We start from the raw sequence: 16,005 nt of genomic DNA on the forward strand, positions 1-16,005 counted from the left end.
TGAATGGGGCGGCATATGGAGTTATTTCGTTATGTGTTACCCGATGGCATTCTTGACGACAGCTTCATCTTACAAAAAGAAGTTATTTACAAAGGCACAAATGGGAAGTTTATCGAACGATTTGTTATTCAGACTGATCATGGACCACAAAGTTATATCTTTAAGCCGCTTACCAATGTGGAAACGATGGGGAGAGAACCGTGGGCACATACGGAGATACTACCCTTAGTACCACAAATCCGGTCACCCCAAATCCTCGCTCGGGCGGATCATTGCAATCCGGATCGATATTGGGCGATTCTGGAGGATTTTGGTACACTATCACATGATTTAAGCGAAGCGGACCTGGTGCGTGCTGCTGGCGTTGTTCCCTACTGGCATGAGCTTTCATTGCATCTCGTTTCTGAGAGCTTTACTGGCAACAAGCCCAAAGTTGAGATTGCTTTACAAACGGTACGATATAAGTGGAATAATGTGGAAAGTATCTTGCAGACTTACGGGATTAATGAAGCTGTGATTGCCAAATTTCACTTGGCTTTGAATCATGTACCGTCAAGCTTTTTTCAGGAGATGGTCGTGTCTCATGGAGATTTCCATAGAGGGAACATCGCCATTAAAGATGGTAGTCTAATTGTTCTGGACTGGGAGCATGTACACCAAAATTCGCCTTACTGGGACCTTTATAACTTGATTGATATTACTCATCCGGTGATTCGAAGGAATACAACGCAGATGAGCAGAGCCGCGGCGCTGCAAGCTTACTTTTCAAAAAGAGCAGAGTTCGGGTGGAAAAGCTCGAAAGCTGAATTTATAGCACAATATCACTTATATTCATCGATTTATTCGGCTTGGATGCTGCTCTTAATTGAGGCGGATTTGCGTAAAGGTGTATTCCAGGTCAATGATTTGAAAGAGGCGGAAAAGGAAACGTTGAACTCAATGGTCGAGTGCATGCTCCACATTTAGATGTCAGCATGGTTTGCGTCCCAATGATGGGTAAATCATAAGCACAAACAGCCTCCATCGTCAGGTCGGGGCTGTTTGGTGCGTACAGGCCATCCAAAACAAACGATAACAGAGCCAAAATAAACAAAACTTTATTTGAATAAAATGGTAAAAATTGTTACCATTTACCTATTGAATAATACACAACGTAGACAGAAGTTGGGCTAAATAACCTATATTACAATATAGTAGAAGGGGCTGGATGTACACATGCTATTTCAGTATTATCCGCAGTGTTTTCATAATTATTGTTACGAACTAAACAAGGACCTCAATTTTTCGGCAGCTCACTTTATACCTTCTTCCTTAGCGGGAAAATGTGTAAATACACATGGTCATACTTACATTGTGAATATCACTATTGCGGGAAATGAATTAGATAGATCTGGATTCTTGGTTGACTTTAAAACAATAAAAGAACTTGTCCATGGTACATATGACCATACATTGCTAAATGATCAAAACGAATTTAATGGAGAATTTGATGGAGATCCAGATTTATTTCCTACGACCGAAATTGTTGCAAAAACAATTTACGAAAAACTTCAAGCATATTTACAATCTCTAGCAAATAATCCAACTTGTTTACAAGTCATTGTTCGGGAAACACCAACAAGTTATGTGGTTTACCGACCAGATACAAATCGATAACTTTTATTAATTTAGAACTGAAGTCAAACGCAGACTTTCTCACTGGATTTAACTATTATCGCATTTTCGATATGATATAAAATTGATTCAAAAACAAGCAATTAAATGCTTATTCTGAAGAGTCAGATCAAAGTAGGTCCGCTGGGCATAATTGAACCTTCCTTCAGAGGGAATGAAGAATTTGTAAAATTTCATAAGATTCACCCGTGAAGGAGTGAGTGGTCTGTACGCGGTAGTATTACTATTTCACAGTTTAATAGCCGTTGTACTCATGGGTCCGACCTTTACATATCCATTTATTTTTTATCGGGCAAAAGGTGTAGATGATATCCGGCATAATATCCGAATCCTCAGAAATATTTGTTGGATGTTCAAATGGGCAGATATTTTAATGTTTTTCAGCGGCATGTTTTTATATATAGCTGGTGGATGGGCATCGTGGCATCTAAATTGGATTAATATTGCCATTATTCTTTTCATTCTGATGAAAACATTATCTAATATATGTGTTGCCAAAAGTAGTAAGGTCAACCGATATGCTACCGATGCCACTGTAAATGATGATGAACTGGTGACAATATTTGAAACAACAAAACGTAAGACGCTATTATTAGATGTGACGGTACCGATACTTACGTTCAGTGTTCTAATTTTAATGCATTTAAAACCATTTTGACATTGAATAGAAAGTATTAGTCCAGTTTTCAGCACTTGTACGCAATGAAATCATAACGTTTCCATTAATAATATTTCCGGTGATGTCCAGTTTGGTTTTGGGTCAGTGCAATTCGTACAATAAAGCTATCCTCGTTCAATTCCGGTGTGCCGTATGTCGGCGGCCGGGATTTTTTTGCTAGAACTCTAGTAGGGCACAGACGTTGGTATTTTCCAAGATTGGCGATATAATCAAGTATACATTTAACACATGAGACAGACGGAAGGTTGAGTCTAGTGATCGAATTGCGGAATCTATCGAAAGTAGTGCAAGAGGCCGGCCGGGAGCTCCCAGTGCTGCGCAGTGTCGATTTATCGATTCAGGCGGGGGATTTTGTCTCCATTATGGGCCCGTCGGGGTCGGGCAAGTCGACTTTAATGAACATTTTGGGACTCCTGGATGAACCGACCTCCGGCGAGTATTGGTTCGAGGGAACGAACGTCCGTAAGCTGAGCGGGAGTAAGCAGGCGGCATTTCGTAATGAGCGCATCGGCTTCGTGTTTCAAGCGTTCATGCTCATCCCCCGGTTATCGGTAAAGGACAATGTGGAGGTGCCCCTCCTATATACGTATTGCCCTCGCAAGGAGCGCAAAAGGCGCATCGAGACGGCGCTGGAGCAAGTGGGGCTGCTGCATAAGCTGAACGAACCGGTGGTTCATCTCTCTGGTGGGCAGAAGCAGAAGGTAGCCATCGCCCGTTCGATCATCAATGATCCGGATTTGCTGCTGGCGGACGAGCCGAGCGGGAATTTGGATGCGGAGTCCAAGGAGGACATTTTGCGCATCTTTACTTCTTTGAACCGGATGGGCAAAACGATCGTACTGGTCTCGCATGACCGGGAAGTGGCGGAGATCGGGAAGCGGATTCTGACTTTGCGAAATGGCGAGTGGACTGAAACCTCTGATCCTGCTCCTATGGGGGTGGCGCTATGAGGCTGCTGCGTACGTTTCTCGTCGCCTTCCGCGGATTATGGAGCTACCCGACCCGTACTTGGCTTGCGGTGCTAGGGATTACGATCAGTACGCTGCTGGTGGTCTTTTTACTGTCAGTGCTCTATAACTTCAAGAACAGTCTGGTCGGCCAGGTACAGAGCGTGGGAGTTCAGCAGATTGTGGTCGTGCCCGGCAAGCTGCTTAACAGCGGGAAAAATATAAGCCAAACCAGCTTATCCAGCTTGATGTCCTATACATCCGTCACAAGTACACTGACGTATAAAGATGCGATGGACGTGAAGGCCCAGGTGCCGGACGTCGTTAAAGCGGCTCCACAGCTGGAGACGATCACAGCGATGCAGGGCAACGGCAAAAGCGCCGAGATCATGTACACCGGAACGCTGCCGGATTATGCCGATATGTACACGCTGGAGCTGGCGGAGGGGCGTTTTTTCACGGAGGAGGAAGCGGTGAAGGAGACGCCGGTTATCGTGCTGGGGCAGACGGTGAAGCAGCTGCTGTTCGGTGATGAGCCTGCGGTCGGCAGCAAGGTGAAGGTGAAGGGGATTGATTTTACCGTCGTTGGCGTTCTGCAGGACAAGCAGCTGATCGGCTTCAACTTCAATGAGCGGGCTTATAGCGGGTATCCGTTGGTATCTCATACGACGAATTTGCAGAATGCGTCGATGCTCTTTTTCAAAGCGCAGTCCCCGGAAGGGCTGGAGGCTGTGCGGCAAAAGATTGCCAAGGTCATCGCTACCAACCATGGCGTTCAGGACTTTGGCTTGGTGGCACCTGAGGGGGCGCTGCATGTCATTGATACGATTGCCGATCTGGTCACGGCGATTGCTGCAGGGATTACGGGTGTATCGTTCTTGGTCGGCGGGCTTGGGATCATGAATGTGATGCTCCTTACGGTGAAGGAACGGACCCGGGAGATCGGAGTTCGAAAAGCGGTTGGAGCGCAGTGGTGGGACATTTTGCTGCAGTTTCTGCTGGAAGCGGCCTATATCAGCGCGATCGGATGTGTGCTGGGGTTAGTGGGAGCGTACGGATCGCTTCAGCTGCTGCATCGGTTTTTCCCGGTGCTGTCGACGGAGTTCCCGATGGCGCTGGTGGGCGGATGCTTGCTGTTCTCTATCTGCCTGGGTTTGGTGTTCGGAATTACGCCGGCGCTGAAGGCCTTGCGGGTGAAGCCAATCGATGCGCTGCGCTATGAGTAAGAAGAAACATGGAGGGATCAGCATGAGAAAAAGCAGCTGTGGCGCAGCGATGGTTACAATGGGGGGGGTAGTGCTGCTGACCGGGTGCTTCTCGGCCCCCTCGCCCTGGGTGAAGTCGCAGGCGGAAGCGCCGGTGTCCACGCCAGCGGTGACGGCAGCCACACCAGCTCCGAAGGCCACAGAGCCTCCCAAGTCTGAAGCAGCAGTGTCGGCCAGCACGACTCCGTCCAAGGAGGATGCTCCTGCCAAGCCCATTCCCGAAGAGCTGGCGCAGACAGCTCCTGCCGCATCTTCTGCACCTCCTGTAAAAGAGGAAGCAGCGCCGGCGCCTAAGCCGACTCCGACTCCAGCTGCGGCGGAAAGCCCTGCACCGCAAGCGCCTCAGCAAAAGCCTGAGCCTGCTCCAGAGGTCACGGTCGAACAAGTGACGGCGAAGTATAGAGCCGAGCTGACGCAGCTCAAGGCCTACTACTCGGGTCAGCTGCAGGACCTCTACGGGCAGGCTGTCGCAGCACAGAAGAGCGGGCAGTCGAACCGCGACATTCTCACGGCCTTTTCGCAAAAGGTGGTGGCTTTGGAGGAGGATTCGCAGGCGAAGGTGAACGAGGCGCTCTTCAAGATGAAAGAAGAGCTGACGAGCCATAACCTGCCTTTGGACAGTGTCGACGAGCTGCGCACCTCCTACTATGCGGAGCTGGATAAAGCGAAAGCCAGCTTCATGGATAAAGCCAAAATCGATTTCAAGCTGTAACCCTTCTGAAGGACGTGCTGCAGGTGAGACTAACGAAATACTGGAGGCTGGGGCTAACCCATGTGCTTCCGCTGCTAGTTTGGATGCTTGTGATCTTCTCTTTTTCCTCTCAATCGTATGATCAGCAGGACCTGCGGCCATGGCTTAAGGATCGGGTGCCGGAGCAGGTTATCAAGGAGCATTTTTCCTCGGTAAAAGTCAATTATCATGGCAGTGAAGTAAGCATCCGGAAGAAAGGCGTTCCCGGCTTCGTTGAATTTTTCATTCGCAAAGGGGCGCACGTATTCGAATATGCGTTGCTGGGGCTGCTCTCGGCTCGGCTCCTGTGGAGACTGCTGAGAGGGCGTATCGGCCTGACTTTGCTCTGCAGCCTCCTTTTTTGCGCGATCTATTCGACGTCGGATGAGGTGCATCAAATCTTTACCCCGAACCGAACGCCGATGGCGACGGATGTTCTACTGGATTCGAGTGGGGCAGCTTTCGGGATCCTACTGTTGATGGCATACTATTGGTTCATGAAAAGGCGGAGTCATTCTCTATGAGTGATTTCGTCCTTTTTTGCTCTGCTGTCTCATTCTAATGTAATAGACATGTTCTCTAAATAAGCTTGTATGATGGGGATATGTGTCTCTGCAATATTAATTTTATCCAGCTGTTCCCTTGGAATAAATCGAAGCTCTCTGGATTCTTCACTACAAACTAATTCGGTATAGGCTTCGACTTCAACCTCATACGCGATGGTAATAATCCTCTTCACATTGCCATCTGGAAATGCGATGATTCTTGAGGGATCAGAAAAGGTTCCAAAAAGGTTTACGCTTTGAACCTTCAAGCCGGTTTCCTCTTTCACTTCACGTATAAGCCCCTCTACCAAGCTTTCGTCCAGATGAATGGCACCGCCAATAATAGCCCATCGATCGCTGTCCATTCGTTTTTCTAATAATACGGAGTCTCCACTTCGAATTAATGCCACTACTCCAATACTAGTCGGCTTATTCGGTACCGGCGCTTTAGCATTTTTATAATAAAACTTAGCTTCCAAAAGCTCACCCTCCTAAATGGAATAAACGTTATTCATCTTGAGAATAATTTCGACTGAGCCCACCCATTTTCCTTTTTTTAACATAGTCCATTTTAACATAGCCTATTTTTCAAAACGCTTACATAATAATGTAGGGTGAGCCACGGAACGAATGCAAGTCAGTCCTGCGAATGGTATAGGTACCAGCCTAATCTCGGTTGAGGATGAAATGGAGGGAATGCGCATGGTTATGGTGAGAAAGCTAAAGGTTCTCTGGCATGCATTTTGGTCCTGCTATCATCGTCTCCTTTACGACAGCTGCTTGGACCGCCAAATGAGGCAGCAGCTGCTGAAAAAGGTGGAGTACCATGAGGACAGCATTCGATATATCGACGCGGCGTAGCTCCAGTATGGTAAAAATAGTTATTTAGACCTAGGGTTTATTGGGCTTGTACGACTTAAGTTGTGTTGAATTTCTTGATATAGGATGGTAAAATTTTAATGTATATAAAACCTCACATAAATCATACGACAAAGGCAAAATCGCTGAAAAGCGGTGACGCAAAGCTTAAGGGGCTTCATCGGGTGACCGATATGCCAGCCAGCTACCGAAGCATCGTACCTCCCGTAGATTTATGTGCAATTAGGAGGAGAGTTAATGGAAAAGTTGTGGCACGGATTTTGGATGAGATTTAACGAATTGATCTTGGCGGATTGCATCTGCAAGAGCGAACGAGAGAAGATTACGAATAAGATTAAGTATCATCATATGAAACTGAATAGCTTAAACTTACAAAGCACCCTATGAAGGGTGCTTTTGTCATCTAGCCTAGCTTGCAGTCCCGCGGCGGATCTGGGCGTAGGGATTCCGTTGTCGCAAATACAACCTCAAGCAGCCGGTTGGGGTGGATCCCGAGCTCCCGTCCGATGGTTAGAATATCTAAAGGCTTGGGGTTAGAAAGTGCATTCGAAGATAGATTCATGACGAAATACTCCTATCTATCCGGGTAATAATGTTAGTAGAACTTATTATAATGAAATTGGTTGAAAGTGCTGTCGAAAGGTCGTTCTTGCTATATTAAGAATTATTTAGGCTTTTTTTGGGAATCTGACAGCATTCATACGTGATGATGTTGTATGATGTAATAAACTAGGTCTTGCGACGCAGTCGCAACACCACTTCCATTATGACTTCAAGAATAGGATGATCCTGTTGAACAACTGGTCTATTGCACAACGTTATAGAGGAAGACTCGTCGGCACCGCGTTTGGTCTGGTCCAATCGGTCGTATGGATCGTACTCGTTCTGGGATATTTGAGTGTGAGGGTGGTTATAGCGGCGTGTTTATTTATGGTGTTAGGGTGGGTTCTGGGCCAACAATACGATAAGGTGAAATATTATTCCGAGAAAGATGCCCTAACCAAGCTGTACAATCGCAGATTTATCGCCAGGGTGTTTCCGAAGCTGAAGTCGCTCATGGACCGCCGGCAAAAAAAACTGGGCTTGTTTGTGGTCGATGTGGATCAGTTTAAGAAAATCAACGACATGTATGGACATGTTATAGGGGACAAGGTATTAACGGAGCTTTCGAATCTGCTGCTGGCCAATGTGAGGAATACGGATTTTGTAGCCCGGTGGGGCGGTGATGAATTCGTCATCGTGTCACCGGACATCGGCGTGGATGGCGCGGACAAAGTCATTACCAGGATGAAGGAAAAGCTGGAAGCGCTTCGGCGGGCTAACGATTGGACGCTTAGCGTCTCGATCGGGTCCGCGATTTATCCGGATGAAGCCGATACGTTGGAAGCGCTGATTCATGAAGCGGATCAAAAAATGTATCAGATCAAATTTGGGGAGTAGCTGTGAGGCGGGAATTGAAGTTGAAGAAATCTGTACTTAGTATAGCCGTACTACTTATTGTGGTAATTATCATTGCTGCCGGTGCCGGGAGATTTCTGGTGGTTGATGAGCCGCCTAGGCAATCGGATGTGATTGTCGTGCTGTCCGGCGATAAAGGAGAAAGGACTGTAAAGGGAGTAGAGCTATTTCAAAAGCATTTTGCTCCCTACCTCTTGTTTTCTGGGGGAATCGTATATAATCACGTTACTATGGCTGAATTAATGGGGAAGCACGCCGAGGGTCTGGGTATTCCTAAAGACGCTATTTTACTAGAAGACAAAGCAGATAGTACGTATGAGAACGCCACTTTTACTTTGGATATCATGAAGAAGAAAGGACTTACATCGGCTATTGTCGTTTCTTCGAATTATCATATGAAGCGTGTGAAATTTCTTTTTGAACGGGAATTTAAAAATTCAGGAATCACTCTCACGTATGTGGCAGCCACAGATGAATATTTTGCCCCCTCCAAATGGTGGTCCAACAATAAAAGCATTATGATCACTATCAACGAATACATCAAATTCGCAGGTTATTTGTTTGGCAAAAATGCTTGATGGTCGAAAGAAAAAAACGACGATCCTATAGTCGCCGCCGTTTGGAGTTCCAATATTTAATCCATTTCGCGCCTTCGTCATCCAGATAAAGCCTAACACCGACGAGTTTAAGAGGAGTCCATATTTCTCTAAAATGATACAATGGCATATATGAATTGACCTCCATTTTCATTATTAGCTATATTTTAGCAATTTCGCGCGATGAAGTTCGTCGATATTTGTTGGCTGGTTTCTAAAATAAACTTTAAACGAAAAAGACCACACTAGGCTAGGCGATGTGGTCTTTTTGAACGGCTTCTTGTAGTTTTCTTTTTCTAATACATCTATCGAGGAGCTTCGAAAGGAATTCAAGCTGCTCCATGGTGGCTACCCTTAAGAAATACCGCATGATCCTTCTCATTTGTACATGGTAGTGCAACTGGTTTAGTTTCACGGTGGAATCGTCCCTTTAACTAACGAATTTTCGCTTAAGCAGCCGTCTTGGTTGTGACCACAATTTGATCCAAACCCGTTTTTCATCATCACGATAAAAACGAATGCCGAAGTATCTCAACGGTGTCCATATATCTTGGAAGTAAGGCATTGGAAGATTTGTCTCCTAGTCAATTATGTATGAAGTATGTATATTCATATTTTAGCACTTGGCCCTATTACCGTGCGTAAACCTTAAGGTAAGTTTATAATGGTACATTATGGATACGTGTTTGGAGGAGATAAAATGAAGCTAAGCGTGATGGACCTGGTCCCGGTGTTCCCGGGGACGGAGCCTGCGCAAGCGCTGGAGCAGGCGCTGCTGCTGGCCCAGACCGCAGAGCGCTGCGGCTATGGCCGCTATTGGGTTGCCGAGCATCACGACATGCCGGGGCTGGCCTGCACGTCGCCGGAGGTGCTGCTGGCGTACATCGGCGCGCGGACGAGCCGGATTCGGCTGGGCTCGGGTGCGGTGCTGCTGCCGCATTACAAGCCGCTCAAGGTGGCCGAATCTTTCCACCTGCTCTCCTCGCTGATGCCGGGACGGATCGATCTGGGAATCGGTCGAGCACCAGGCGGCTCGGCGCATGTGACGATGGCGCTGAGTGATAATTTCCTCGACAATATCCGCCGGCTGCCGGAGGCGCTGCAGGCGCTTATGGCGCTGCTGACGGGCCAATACCGGGTGGAGGGCGAGCCCGTGACCGCCCGACCCGTGCCTCCGCAGCCGCCGGAGGTATGGATGCTCGGCACGAACCAGAAGAGTGCCGCGTATGCAGCCGAGCTTGGATGCGGCTACGTATTCGGCCAGTTCATGAGCGACCGGGATGCGGCCGAGGTGATGCAGCTGTACCGCGAGCAGTTCAGGCCCTCGCAGTTGACGCCGGAGCCGAGGGTGATGGTGGCGATCGGCGTCGTCTGCGCCGACACAGAAGAGGAGGCGCAGCGCTTGGCTGCGGAAGGCGCGGCACTGTTCGGCCAGCGGGGAAGAGCCGCCAGCCAGAGCCAGTCGGAGGCGGAGCGAGAGAAGTCTGCTGCGCCGGAGCGACTGATCGTAGGGACGGCGCAGCAGGTCAAGTCGCGCTTAGAAGCGTTGCAAGCCAGGTTCGGAGTGGACGAGTTTCTGATCGTCACTCATGTTCCGAATTATGCGCAGCGGCTGCGTTCCTATGAGCTTCTGCTTACCTAAGAATCCAAAGCGTAAGCAGCCACCGCCTCATACATCGGCGTCCGGCCCAGATGGCTTCGGTACAGCACGACTTGGTCCGCGCTCCACGTCAGCGGCTGCGGCAGCTCGAGCTGCCGCAGCTTCTCCCGCGGAAAATCGTCGCCGTTGCCGTTGCCATCGCTGGCGGTGTTCGCCGCCGAATATCGTCGAGCCAGCGTCAGGTGCGGACGATAAGCCCGCGCTTCCGGCTCGAAGCCTAGCGGCGCCATCGCCGCTTCCACGCGGGCTTGCAGCTCGCTCAGCACCCGCATCTCCCCGTGAATGCCCGCCCAAAGCACGCTCGGTTCGGATGGCTTGCCGAAGGTGCCCAGCCCCCGCAGAGACAGCTCGAAAGACGGCCGCTCTTCTGCCTCCGCCACCTGCTTCAACGCCACTTTTACCTGCTCCATCGTCTGCTCACTTGCAGCCCCCAGAAATTTAATGGTGATGTGCAAATCGTCCGGATGCACCCACTTCTGGAACGGGAGCTCCTGCTTCAGCTCCCTCATGAAATCGGCCATCGGGTCGCGCACGGTTCCCGGCAGCGGTACGGCAATAAACAGCCGCAGATCGGACATTGGAAGTCACCTCGTGAAATTTGTATCAATCCCATGAATCTTGTCGATAAATACTTGCTACGGTTAGCCAACCTTTGCTATCATAGCCATATCATATGAAAAGCAAAGGTGTGAATCGGTAAATGTCAAAGCGCGCATACAATTTCAACGCGGGGCCGGCTGCCCTGCCGCTGGAAGTGCTGGAGAAGGCACAGAAGGAATTCGTAGAATACCAGGGCATCGGGATGTCCATTATGGAAATTTCCCACCGCAGTTCCCAGTACGAGCAGTTGAATGACGAAACGCAAAGCTTGCTCAAGGAACTCTTTGCGATCCCGGATGGCTACAAGATCATGTTCCTCCAAGGCGGAGCAAGCACTCAATTTGCCATGATTCCAATGAATTTGCTGAAGCCAGGGAAGGTAGCGCGTTTCGTGCATACCGGCTCGTGGGCTGAGAAGGCGATCAAAGAAGCGCAGCTGTTCGGCGAAACGGCAGTCGCAGCTAGCTCCGAGGCAGACAAATTCAATCGCATTCCGGATGTCAGCAATCTGCAGCTGGATGCCAACACCGCTTACCTGCACGTCACATCGAACGAAACGATCGAAGGCTCGCAGTATCAACAGTATCCGGACACGGGCAGCATTCCGCTCATCGGCGATATGTCCAGCGACATTTTGTCCCGCCCTGTAGATGTTTCCAAGTTCGCCATGATTTATGCGGGCGCACAGAAGAACCTGGGACCGTCCGGCGTGACCGTCGTCATTATGCGTGAGGATCTGCTGAACGATCTTCCGAAGAACATCTCAACCATGCTTCGCTATGAGATTCAAGCCAAGAACAACTCGCTATATAACACACCGCCGGTGTATTCCGTGTACATGGTCAACCTGGTGCTGAAGTGGATCAAGGAGAACGGCGGATTGGCCGCTATGGAGAAGCGCAACCGCGAGAAGACTGATCTGATCTACCAAGCGATCGATAACAGCAACGGCTTCTACCGCGGCGTAGTCGATCCAGGCAGCCGCTCCATCATGAACATCACATTCCGCCTTCAGGATGAAGAGCTGGAGAAGAAGTTCGTGAAGGAATCCGAGCAAGCTGGATTCGTCGGACTGAAAGGACACCGCAGTGTAGGCGGACTTCGCGCCTCCACGTACAATGCCGTTCCTTACGAAGCCTGCAAGGCGCTGGCTGATTTCATGGCTGACTTCCAGAAGCGCAACAGCTAAAATGAGCATAGCGAAAAGCCCTAATCTCAGCTGAACTGAGCATTAGGGCTTTTTGTTCGATGGGAATCAGCGAAAGCCTAAATCTAAACCTAGTAAGCTACCGATTCCTTCGCCGCAGCTTCCGTCAGCTTGTAACCGACGTTGCGAATCGTTACAATATATTCGGGGCTGCGCGCGATCACCTCGATTTTGTCCCGCAGATGACTGATGTGAACATCGACGATCCGGGTATCGCCTAAGAAATGATAGTCCCATACCCCATGCAGCAGCTGCTGGCGGCTGAGGACTTTGCCACGATGCTTGCACAGGAACAGTAGAAGCTCGTACTCCTTCGGGGTGAGCTCAATCAATTCGCCTCGAACGGTGACTTCGCGCTGATCGGGCTTCACGACGATTTGACCGATCGTAATCGGTGCGGACTCCTCGGCCGAAGGCAGCGTCTGGATGCGGCGGAGAATCGCTTGAATCCGGGATATCAGCTCCTGAGGGCTGAACGGCTTGGTCATGTAGTCGTCGGCGCCGTTATCGAGTCCGGCAATTTTATCGGATAAATCCTGCATCGCTGTTAGCATAATGATCGGAACCAGATTGTTCTGTCCTCTCAGCTTGCGGCATACTTGAAGGCCGTCCATTTTCGGAAGCATCAGGTCCAGCACTATGACATCGGGGCGGAAATGCTGGATCGCCTGAAATACCGCTTCACCGTCATAGACGCAATGCACCTCGAAGCCAACCAGCTTCAGGTTGAATTCAATGAGCATCGAAATGGAAGGCTCGTCATCAACGACGAGAATCTTCTTCTTCATCATGCGATCAGTCTCCTTCGCTTCATCATGGTTTGATTATAGCGAGAGACTATCATCCGTAGATAAAGAAAAGGTTAACGGAATGTTAAATTTCTTATCCATTTCGCTAACATGGGAACCAAAATATAGCAGAACAGAAGGGAAGCATCTCATCATGGCATTTCATATCGTATTAGTAGAGCCGGAAATCCCGGCCAATACGGGCAATATCTCAAGAACCTGCGCGGCGACCGGCACTTGGCTGCATCTCGTTCGGCCGCTTGGCTTCGATACTGACGACAGGACGCTGAAGCGGGCAGGGCTAGACTATTGGCATGCCGTCAAGCTGGAGTACCACGATTCCTTCCAAGAGGTGAAGGATAAATATAAGGAAGGCCGCTTCTTTTTCGCCACGACGAAAGCGGACAAGCTGTACACCGACTATACGTTCCAGGATGGAGATTTCCTCGTCTTCGGCAAAGAAACCAAGGGCTTGGCGCCGGAAATCTTGGCGGAGCACCCGGATTCGCTGATGCGCATGCCGATGACCGATGCGGTCCGCTCCTTGAATTTATCCAATTCAGCCGCGATTGTGCTGTTTGAAGCTTTGCGGCAAACCGGGTTCCAAGGCCTAAGATAATTTGACAACTAAACTAACGGCTTTGGGAAGGAATTTTCACATACGTGCCGAATTATATAGAGTGCAGGAGGCAATTGTGTGAAAAGCGAGGTGAGTTGAGATGAAGCCGGCAGGCGTCGTGAGAAAAGTGGATCAGCTAGGGAGAATTGTATTGCCGAAATCGCTCCGCAAACGGTACCAGATGAATGAAGGGGATCCGGTTGAAATTTTGGTCAGCGGTGATCATATCATTTTAGAGAGATACCGTCCGCGCTGCGTATTTTGCAGCTCGATGGAAGAGGTCAAGGAATTCCGAGAGCGTCACATTTGCAATCAGTGCTTAATTGAAATGGCTGAGATTAAGGAATCATAGATAAGATTTAGAATAAAAAAAATCACGAGCCCCGAGTGCTTCAGACGGGCGTCGTGATATTTTTTTTCTTCCGCTTCCATTTGGCGAGCTCTTTCTTGTTGTCCGTCTGCTCATAAATGGCAATGATTCGGTCCATTAATCCCTCATCCTGAGGGAAATACACCAAGCAGCTGCTTAGGAACGTGACCGCTTCGTCCATTTTGCCCAACCGACAGCAATAATTGGCGCACCATATGGCCAAATGCTCCCATAAGGACGCAATTTCGTCATGCACACTTAAGGCAAAGGGATCGAAGAATCCCGATAGCATGCTAGAAGAGACTTTATGTAACATATATTTACATAAATTATATCGGATAGGCTCATAAGCTTCCGCTTCCGCCTGCCGCAGCTCCTTCAGAAAATCATGAACATCCGAATCCACAAATAAATTTAAACGGATGACATCCCGATCGAGAATTACACAGGGGCTGTCCGACCCGGCACCCTCTAGCAGCTTCAGGAAATGGCTCAAGTACACTCTCAGATTGGTCAAGGCAACCTTGGTTTCCACTTCAGGGAAGAGCGCGTCACACAAGTCTTCTCTTAATGTTACCGGATGGAAGGATAAGTAGAGCAAAATATTTTTCGCGTAGCGCTTATTCCACCCCTCATTAAGGACCCGCCCGTTAACGGCTACCTCGAACCCGTCCAAGCATCGAATAGTCAGATTAGGGCCTCTGAAGAGCATTTTATACCCTGCTTGTAATACTTTTCGGATCGATTCATTGATCTCCGCAGTGTACGGGCTATCGCTCCAGCCGGTGGACTGCTCGGTTCTTAGGATAAAGGCGTGGATCCGTTCGCTGGTAGAGGACGGTTGGTCCAGAAACATCATATTGGATGCGTCCGGCAGAATAAATAGTGAAGCTTGCTTCAAGAGTGAACAGGATAAGGCGTTAATCGCCGGGGTGTAGAACGGGTCAAGCTCACCGGATAGGACCAAGGCAGGTCGATGGATCAGCTGCAATTCTTCAACGGGCCTCGTCTGAATGCTCAATTGAATAAATTCAAGATACTTTTCCTTGGATAAACGCTCGTAGGCGTGTACGATCTGTTCTGCAATTTCGGCCTCGGCATTTCTAGCCGTAACCCACTGAAGCAAGTATTCGCCAAGCGGCTTAAGGGTGGGGGCTTCCAGCAACGATTTGCGAACCTCCAGATCCTTCTGGTGCGTCTTGCTGGGCAAATAAATCGGTGGCGCGAAGAAGATAAGGCAGTCAACATACGCTTCATATTCGAGAACAAATTTGGCAGCAATGTTAGCCCCGACGCCATGTCCGGCAAGGATCACCGAAGTGAGCTGCAAGTGCTCGAGAAGCTCAAGCAGATCGTGGCACAGCAGCTCCCAAGAAATACTGCTGGAGCTGTCGCCGCTTTGCCCATGGTCTCTGAGATCGTAGATTAGCAAGTTATAATTTATACTGAGTCCAGGTACCAAGGGGTGAAAAAACGAGCTGTTCAAGCCCGCCCCATGGATGAACACGATGGTTTTGGCATTTGGAACAGCTGCGTGGTGGTATTCATAATAGAGCTGGACTTGATCATCGGTTTGGAAATAATTCATTATGTGACTCTCTCCGAACAAAATTTTGGTCAAGGAATTGTCCGCCGCGTTTTCCAGTGGTCGGATATGCTCCTAGTTCTTAAGTACTGCTTGTTTATAGTATTATACCAAACCGTCGATCGCATGAATATGAAAAAAAGCGCTCATTTTTCAACAAATTTCAGTGAAACCATGTCGTTATTGCTCAATTCAGTGTACTTTTCAGGAAATAAAAAAGTACCAGCTTGTGAACTCAAGCTGATACCTTCTTCGAGGCTATTACAGACCTTTGGTCTTGTCATCATTGTAGGAAGCTGTTAGCATCGCGGTAATAAACAGCAACAACACCGTGATCATAATCCAAAACGTGGCTGACATGTCGCTCCACCTCCATCTAAGAGTATATTATAACCAACTGGGC

At 48.8% G+C, this 16,005-nt stretch carries 19 protein-coding genes and 1 riboswitch; of the genes, 14 read left to right on the forward strand and 5 right to left on the reverse strand.

What is annotated here, in order from left to right:
• Nucleotides 1–15 precede the first annotated feature (15 nt).
• From FPZ49_RS08085 to FPZ49_RS08115, 7 genes are all read left to right on the forward strand, one after another.
• Complete coding sequence (locus FPZ49_RS08085; RefSeq protein ID WP_186445682.1) at nt 16–966, forward strand: phosphotransferase; 951 nt, start codon at nt 16–18, stop codon at nt 964–966.
• Between the two features lie 249 nt (nt 967–1,215).
• On the forward strand, nt 1,216–1,656 hold the full coding sequence (queD, locus tag FPZ49_RS08090) for a 6-carboxytetrahydropterin synthase QueD (protein ID WP_144845370.1): 441 nt from the start codon (nt 1,216–1,218) through the stop codon (nt 1,654–1,656).
• A 214-nt stretch (nt 1,657–1,870) separates the two neighbouring features.
• Nucleotides 1,871–2,332 carry a DUF2269 family protein gene (locus tag FPZ49_RS08095; protein ID WP_186445683.1) on the forward strand — a complete coding sequence of 154 codons (462 nt, stop codon included), beginning with the start codon at nt 1,871–1,873 and terminating at the stop codon, nt 2,330–2,332.
• Nucleotides 2,333–2,607: 275 nt separating this feature from the next.
• On the forward strand, nt 2,608–3,303 hold the full coding sequence (locus FPZ49_RS08100; protein WP_144845374.1) for an ABC transporter ATP-binding protein: 696 nt from the start codon (nt 2,608–2,610) through the stop codon (nt 3,301–3,303).
• Nucleotides 3,300–4,526: an ABC transporter permease gene (locus FPZ49_RS08105; RefSeq protein ID WP_144845376.1), complete on the forward strand. Its 1,227-nt coding sequence runs from the start codon at nt 3,300–3,302 to the stop codon at nt 4,524–4,526. Before FPZ49_RS08100 ends, FPZ49_RS08105 begins: the two co-directional genes overlap by 4 nt.
• A gap of 22 nt (nt 4,527–4,548) precedes the next feature.
• Nucleotides 4,549–5,277 carry a hypothetical protein gene (locus tag FPZ49_RS08110; RefSeq protein WP_144845378.1) on the forward strand — a complete coding sequence of 243 codons (729 nt, stop codon included), beginning with the start codon at nt 4,549–4,551 and terminating at the stop codon, nt 5,275–5,277.
• Between the two features lie 23 nt (nt 5,278–5,300).
• Nucleotides 5,301–5,819 (forward strand): VanZ family protein, encoded by a 519-nt coding sequence (locus FPZ49_RS08115; protein ID WP_261381315.1) that lies wholly within the window; start codon nt 5,301–5,303, stop codon nt 5,817–5,819.
• Nucleotides 5,820–5,848: 29 nt separating this feature from the next.
• Here FPZ49_RS08115 and FPZ49_RS08120 read toward each other — a convergent pair whose 3' ends face one another.
• Nucleotides 5,849–6,319 (reverse strand): NUDIX domain-containing protein, encoded by a 471-nt coding sequence (locus tag FPZ49_RS08120; RefSeq protein ID WP_144845380.1) that lies wholly within the window; start codon nt 6,317–6,319, stop codon nt 5,849–5,851.
• 223 nt (nt 6,320–6,542) lie between these two features.
• Here FPZ49_RS08120 and FPZ49_RS35435 point away from each other — a divergent pair, with 223 nt between their 5' ends.
• Nucleotides 6,543–6,701, forward strand: a complete 159-nt coding sequence (locus tag FPZ49_RS35435) for a hypothetical protein (RefSeq protein ID WP_186445684.1) — start codon at nt 6,543–6,545, stop codon at nt 6,699–6,701.
• Between the two features lie 123 nt (nt 6,702–6,824).
• Nucleotides 6,825–6,911: riboswitch (cyclic di-GMP riboswitch) on the forward strand.
• Nucleotides 6,912–7,122: 211 nt separating this feature from the next.
• Here FPZ49_RS35435 and FPZ49_RS35440 read toward each other — a convergent pair.
• Nucleotides 7,123–7,281 carry a hypothetical protein gene (locus FPZ49_RS35440; RefSeq protein ID WP_186445685.1) on the reverse strand — a complete coding sequence of 53 codons (159 nt, stop codon included), beginning with the start codon at nt 7,279–7,281 and terminating at the stop codon, nt 7,123–7,125.
• Nucleotides 7,282–7,511: 230 nt separating this feature from the next.
• Here FPZ49_RS35440 and FPZ49_RS08125 point away from each other — a divergent pair, with 230 nt between their 5' ends.
• The 3 genes from FPZ49_RS08125 (at nt 7,512) to FPZ49_RS08135 (ending at nt 10,415) form a co-directional block, all read left to right on the forward strand.
• Nucleotides 7,512–8,159 carry a GGDEF domain-containing protein gene (locus FPZ49_RS08125; protein WP_186445686.1) on the forward strand — a complete coding sequence of 216 codons (648 nt, stop codon included), beginning with the start codon at nt 7,512–7,514 and terminating at the stop codon, nt 8,157–8,159.
• A gap of 20 nt (nt 8,160–8,179) precedes the next feature.
• Entirely contained in the window at nt 8,180–8,755 is a 576-nt protein-coding gene (locus tag FPZ49_RS08130) for a YdcF family protein (protein WP_261381316.1), read from the forward strand.
• A gap of 682 nt (nt 8,756–9,437) precedes the next feature.
• The gene (locus FPZ49_RS08135; protein ID WP_261381317.1) at nt 9,438–10,415 is read left to right on the forward strand and encodes an LLM class flavin-dependent oxidoreductase; all 978 of its coding nucleotides are present in this window, start codon (nt 9,438–9,440) and stop codon (nt 10,413–10,415) included.
• Here FPZ49_RS08135 and thpR read toward each other — a convergent pair.
• Nucleotides 10,412–11,011, reverse strand: coding sequence for an RNA 2',3'-cyclic phosphodiesterase (thpR, locus tag FPZ49_RS08140; protein WP_144845386.1), 600 nt, complete (start codon nt 11,009–11,011; stop codon nt 10,412–10,414). The genes FPZ49_RS08135 and thpR overlap by 4 nt on opposite strands.
• Before the next feature lie 122 nt (nt 11,012–11,133).
• On the opposite strand from thpR, the gene serC reads away from it, so the two are divergent.
• A complete protein-coding gene (serC, locus tag FPZ49_RS08145; RefSeq protein WP_144845388.1) occupies nt 11,134–12,222 on the forward strand; it encodes a 3-phosphoserine/phosphohydroxythreonine transaminase in 1,089 nt (362 codons plus the stop codon).
• Nucleotides 12,223–12,311: 89 nt separating this feature from the next.
• Here the strand turns inward: serC and FPZ49_RS08150 are convergent, their stop codons facing one another.
• Nucleotides 12,312–13,031, reverse strand: a complete 720-nt coding sequence (locus FPZ49_RS08150; RefSeq protein ID WP_144845390.1) for a response regulator transcription factor — start codon at nt 13,029–13,031, stop codon at nt 12,312–12,314.
• 151 nt (nt 13,032–13,182) lie between these two features.
• Between FPZ49_RS08150 and trmL the strand changes: the two genes are divergently transcribed.
• Nucleotides 13,183–13,647, forward strand: coding sequence for a tRNA (uridine(34)/cytosine(34)/5-carboxymethylaminomethyluridine(34)-2'-O)-methyltransferase TrmL (trmL, locus tag FPZ49_RS08155; RefSeq protein WP_144845392.1), 465 nt, complete (start codon nt 13,183–13,185; stop codon nt 13,645–13,647).
• Nucleotides 13,648–13,747: 100 nt separating this feature from the next.
• A complete protein-coding gene (locus FPZ49_RS08160; RefSeq protein ID WP_144845394.1) occupies nt 13,748–13,999 on the forward strand; it encodes an AbrB/MazE/SpoVT family DNA-binding domain-containing protein in 252 nt (83 codons plus the stop codon).
• Between the two features lie 40 nt (nt 14,000–14,039).
• Here FPZ49_RS08160 and FPZ49_RS08165 read toward each other — a convergent pair whose 3' ends face one another.
• The gene (locus tag FPZ49_RS08165; RefSeq protein WP_144845396.1) at nt 14,040–15,605 is read right to left on the reverse strand and encodes an alpha/beta hydrolase; all 1,566 of its coding nucleotides are present in this window, start codon (nt 15,603–15,605) and stop codon (nt 14,040–14,042) included.
• Nucleotides 15,606–16,005 lie beyond the last annotated feature (400 nt).

Origin of the sequence: Paenibacillus cremeus (genome assembly GCF_007786445.1) — a bacterium.
Taxonomy (GTDB): Bacteria; Bacillota; Bacilli; order Paenibacillales; family NBRC-103111; genus Paenibacillus_G; species Paenibacillus_G cremeus.

Bases quoted from the DNA above. Each gene is read 5' to 3' on its own strand.
- FPZ49_RS35435 (WP_186445684.1), top strand. From the start codon at position 6,543: ATGGTTATGGTGAGAAAGCTAAAGGTTCTCTGGCATGCATTTTGGTCC.
- serC (WP_144845388.1), top strand. From the start codon at position 11,134: ATGTCAAAGCGCGCATACAATTTCAACGCGGGGCCGGCTGCCCTGCCG.
- FPZ49_RS08105 (WP_144845376.1), top strand. From the start codon at position 3,300: ATGAGGCTGCTGCGTACGTTTCTCGTCGCCTTCCGCGGATTATGGAGC.
- queD (WP_144845370.1), top strand. From the start codon at position 1,216: ATGCTATTTCAGTATTATCCGCAGTGTTTTCATAATTATTGTTACGAA.
- FPZ49_RS08160 (WP_144845394.1), top strand. From the start codon at position 13,748: ATGAAGCCGGCAGGCGTCGTGAGAAAAGTGGATCAGCTAGGGAGAATT.
- FPZ49_RS08135 (WP_261381317.1), top strand. From the start codon at position 9,438: ATGGTACATTATGGATACGTGTTTGGAGGAGATAAAATGAAGCTAAGC.
- FPZ49_RS35440 (WP_186445685.1), bottom strand. From the start codon at position 7,281: ATGAATCTATCTTCGAATGCACTTTCTAACCCCAAGCCTTTAGATATT.
- trmL (WP_144845392.1), top strand. From the start codon at position 13,183: ATGGCATTTCATATCGTATTAGTAGAGCCGGAAATCCCGGCCAATACG.
- thpR (WP_144845386.1), bottom strand. From the start codon at position 11,011: ATGTCCGATCTGCGGCTGTTTATTGCCGTACCGCTGCCGGGAACCGTG.
- FPZ49_RS08165 (WP_144845396.1), bottom strand. From the start codon at position 15,605: ATGAATTATTTCCAAACCGATGATCAAGTCCAGCTCTATTATGAATAC.
- FPZ49_RS08110 (WP_144845378.1), top strand. From the start codon at position 4,549: ATGAGAAAAAGCAGCTGTGGCGCAGCGATGGTTACAATGGGGGGGGTA.
- FPZ49_RS08150 (WP_144845390.1), bottom strand. From the start codon at position 13,031: ATGATGAAGAAGAAGATTCTCGTCGTTGATGACGAGCCTTCCATTTCG.
- FPZ49_RS08085 (WP_186445682.1), top strand. From the start codon at position 16: ATGGAGTTATTTCGTTATGTGTTACCCGATGGCATTCTTGACGACAGC.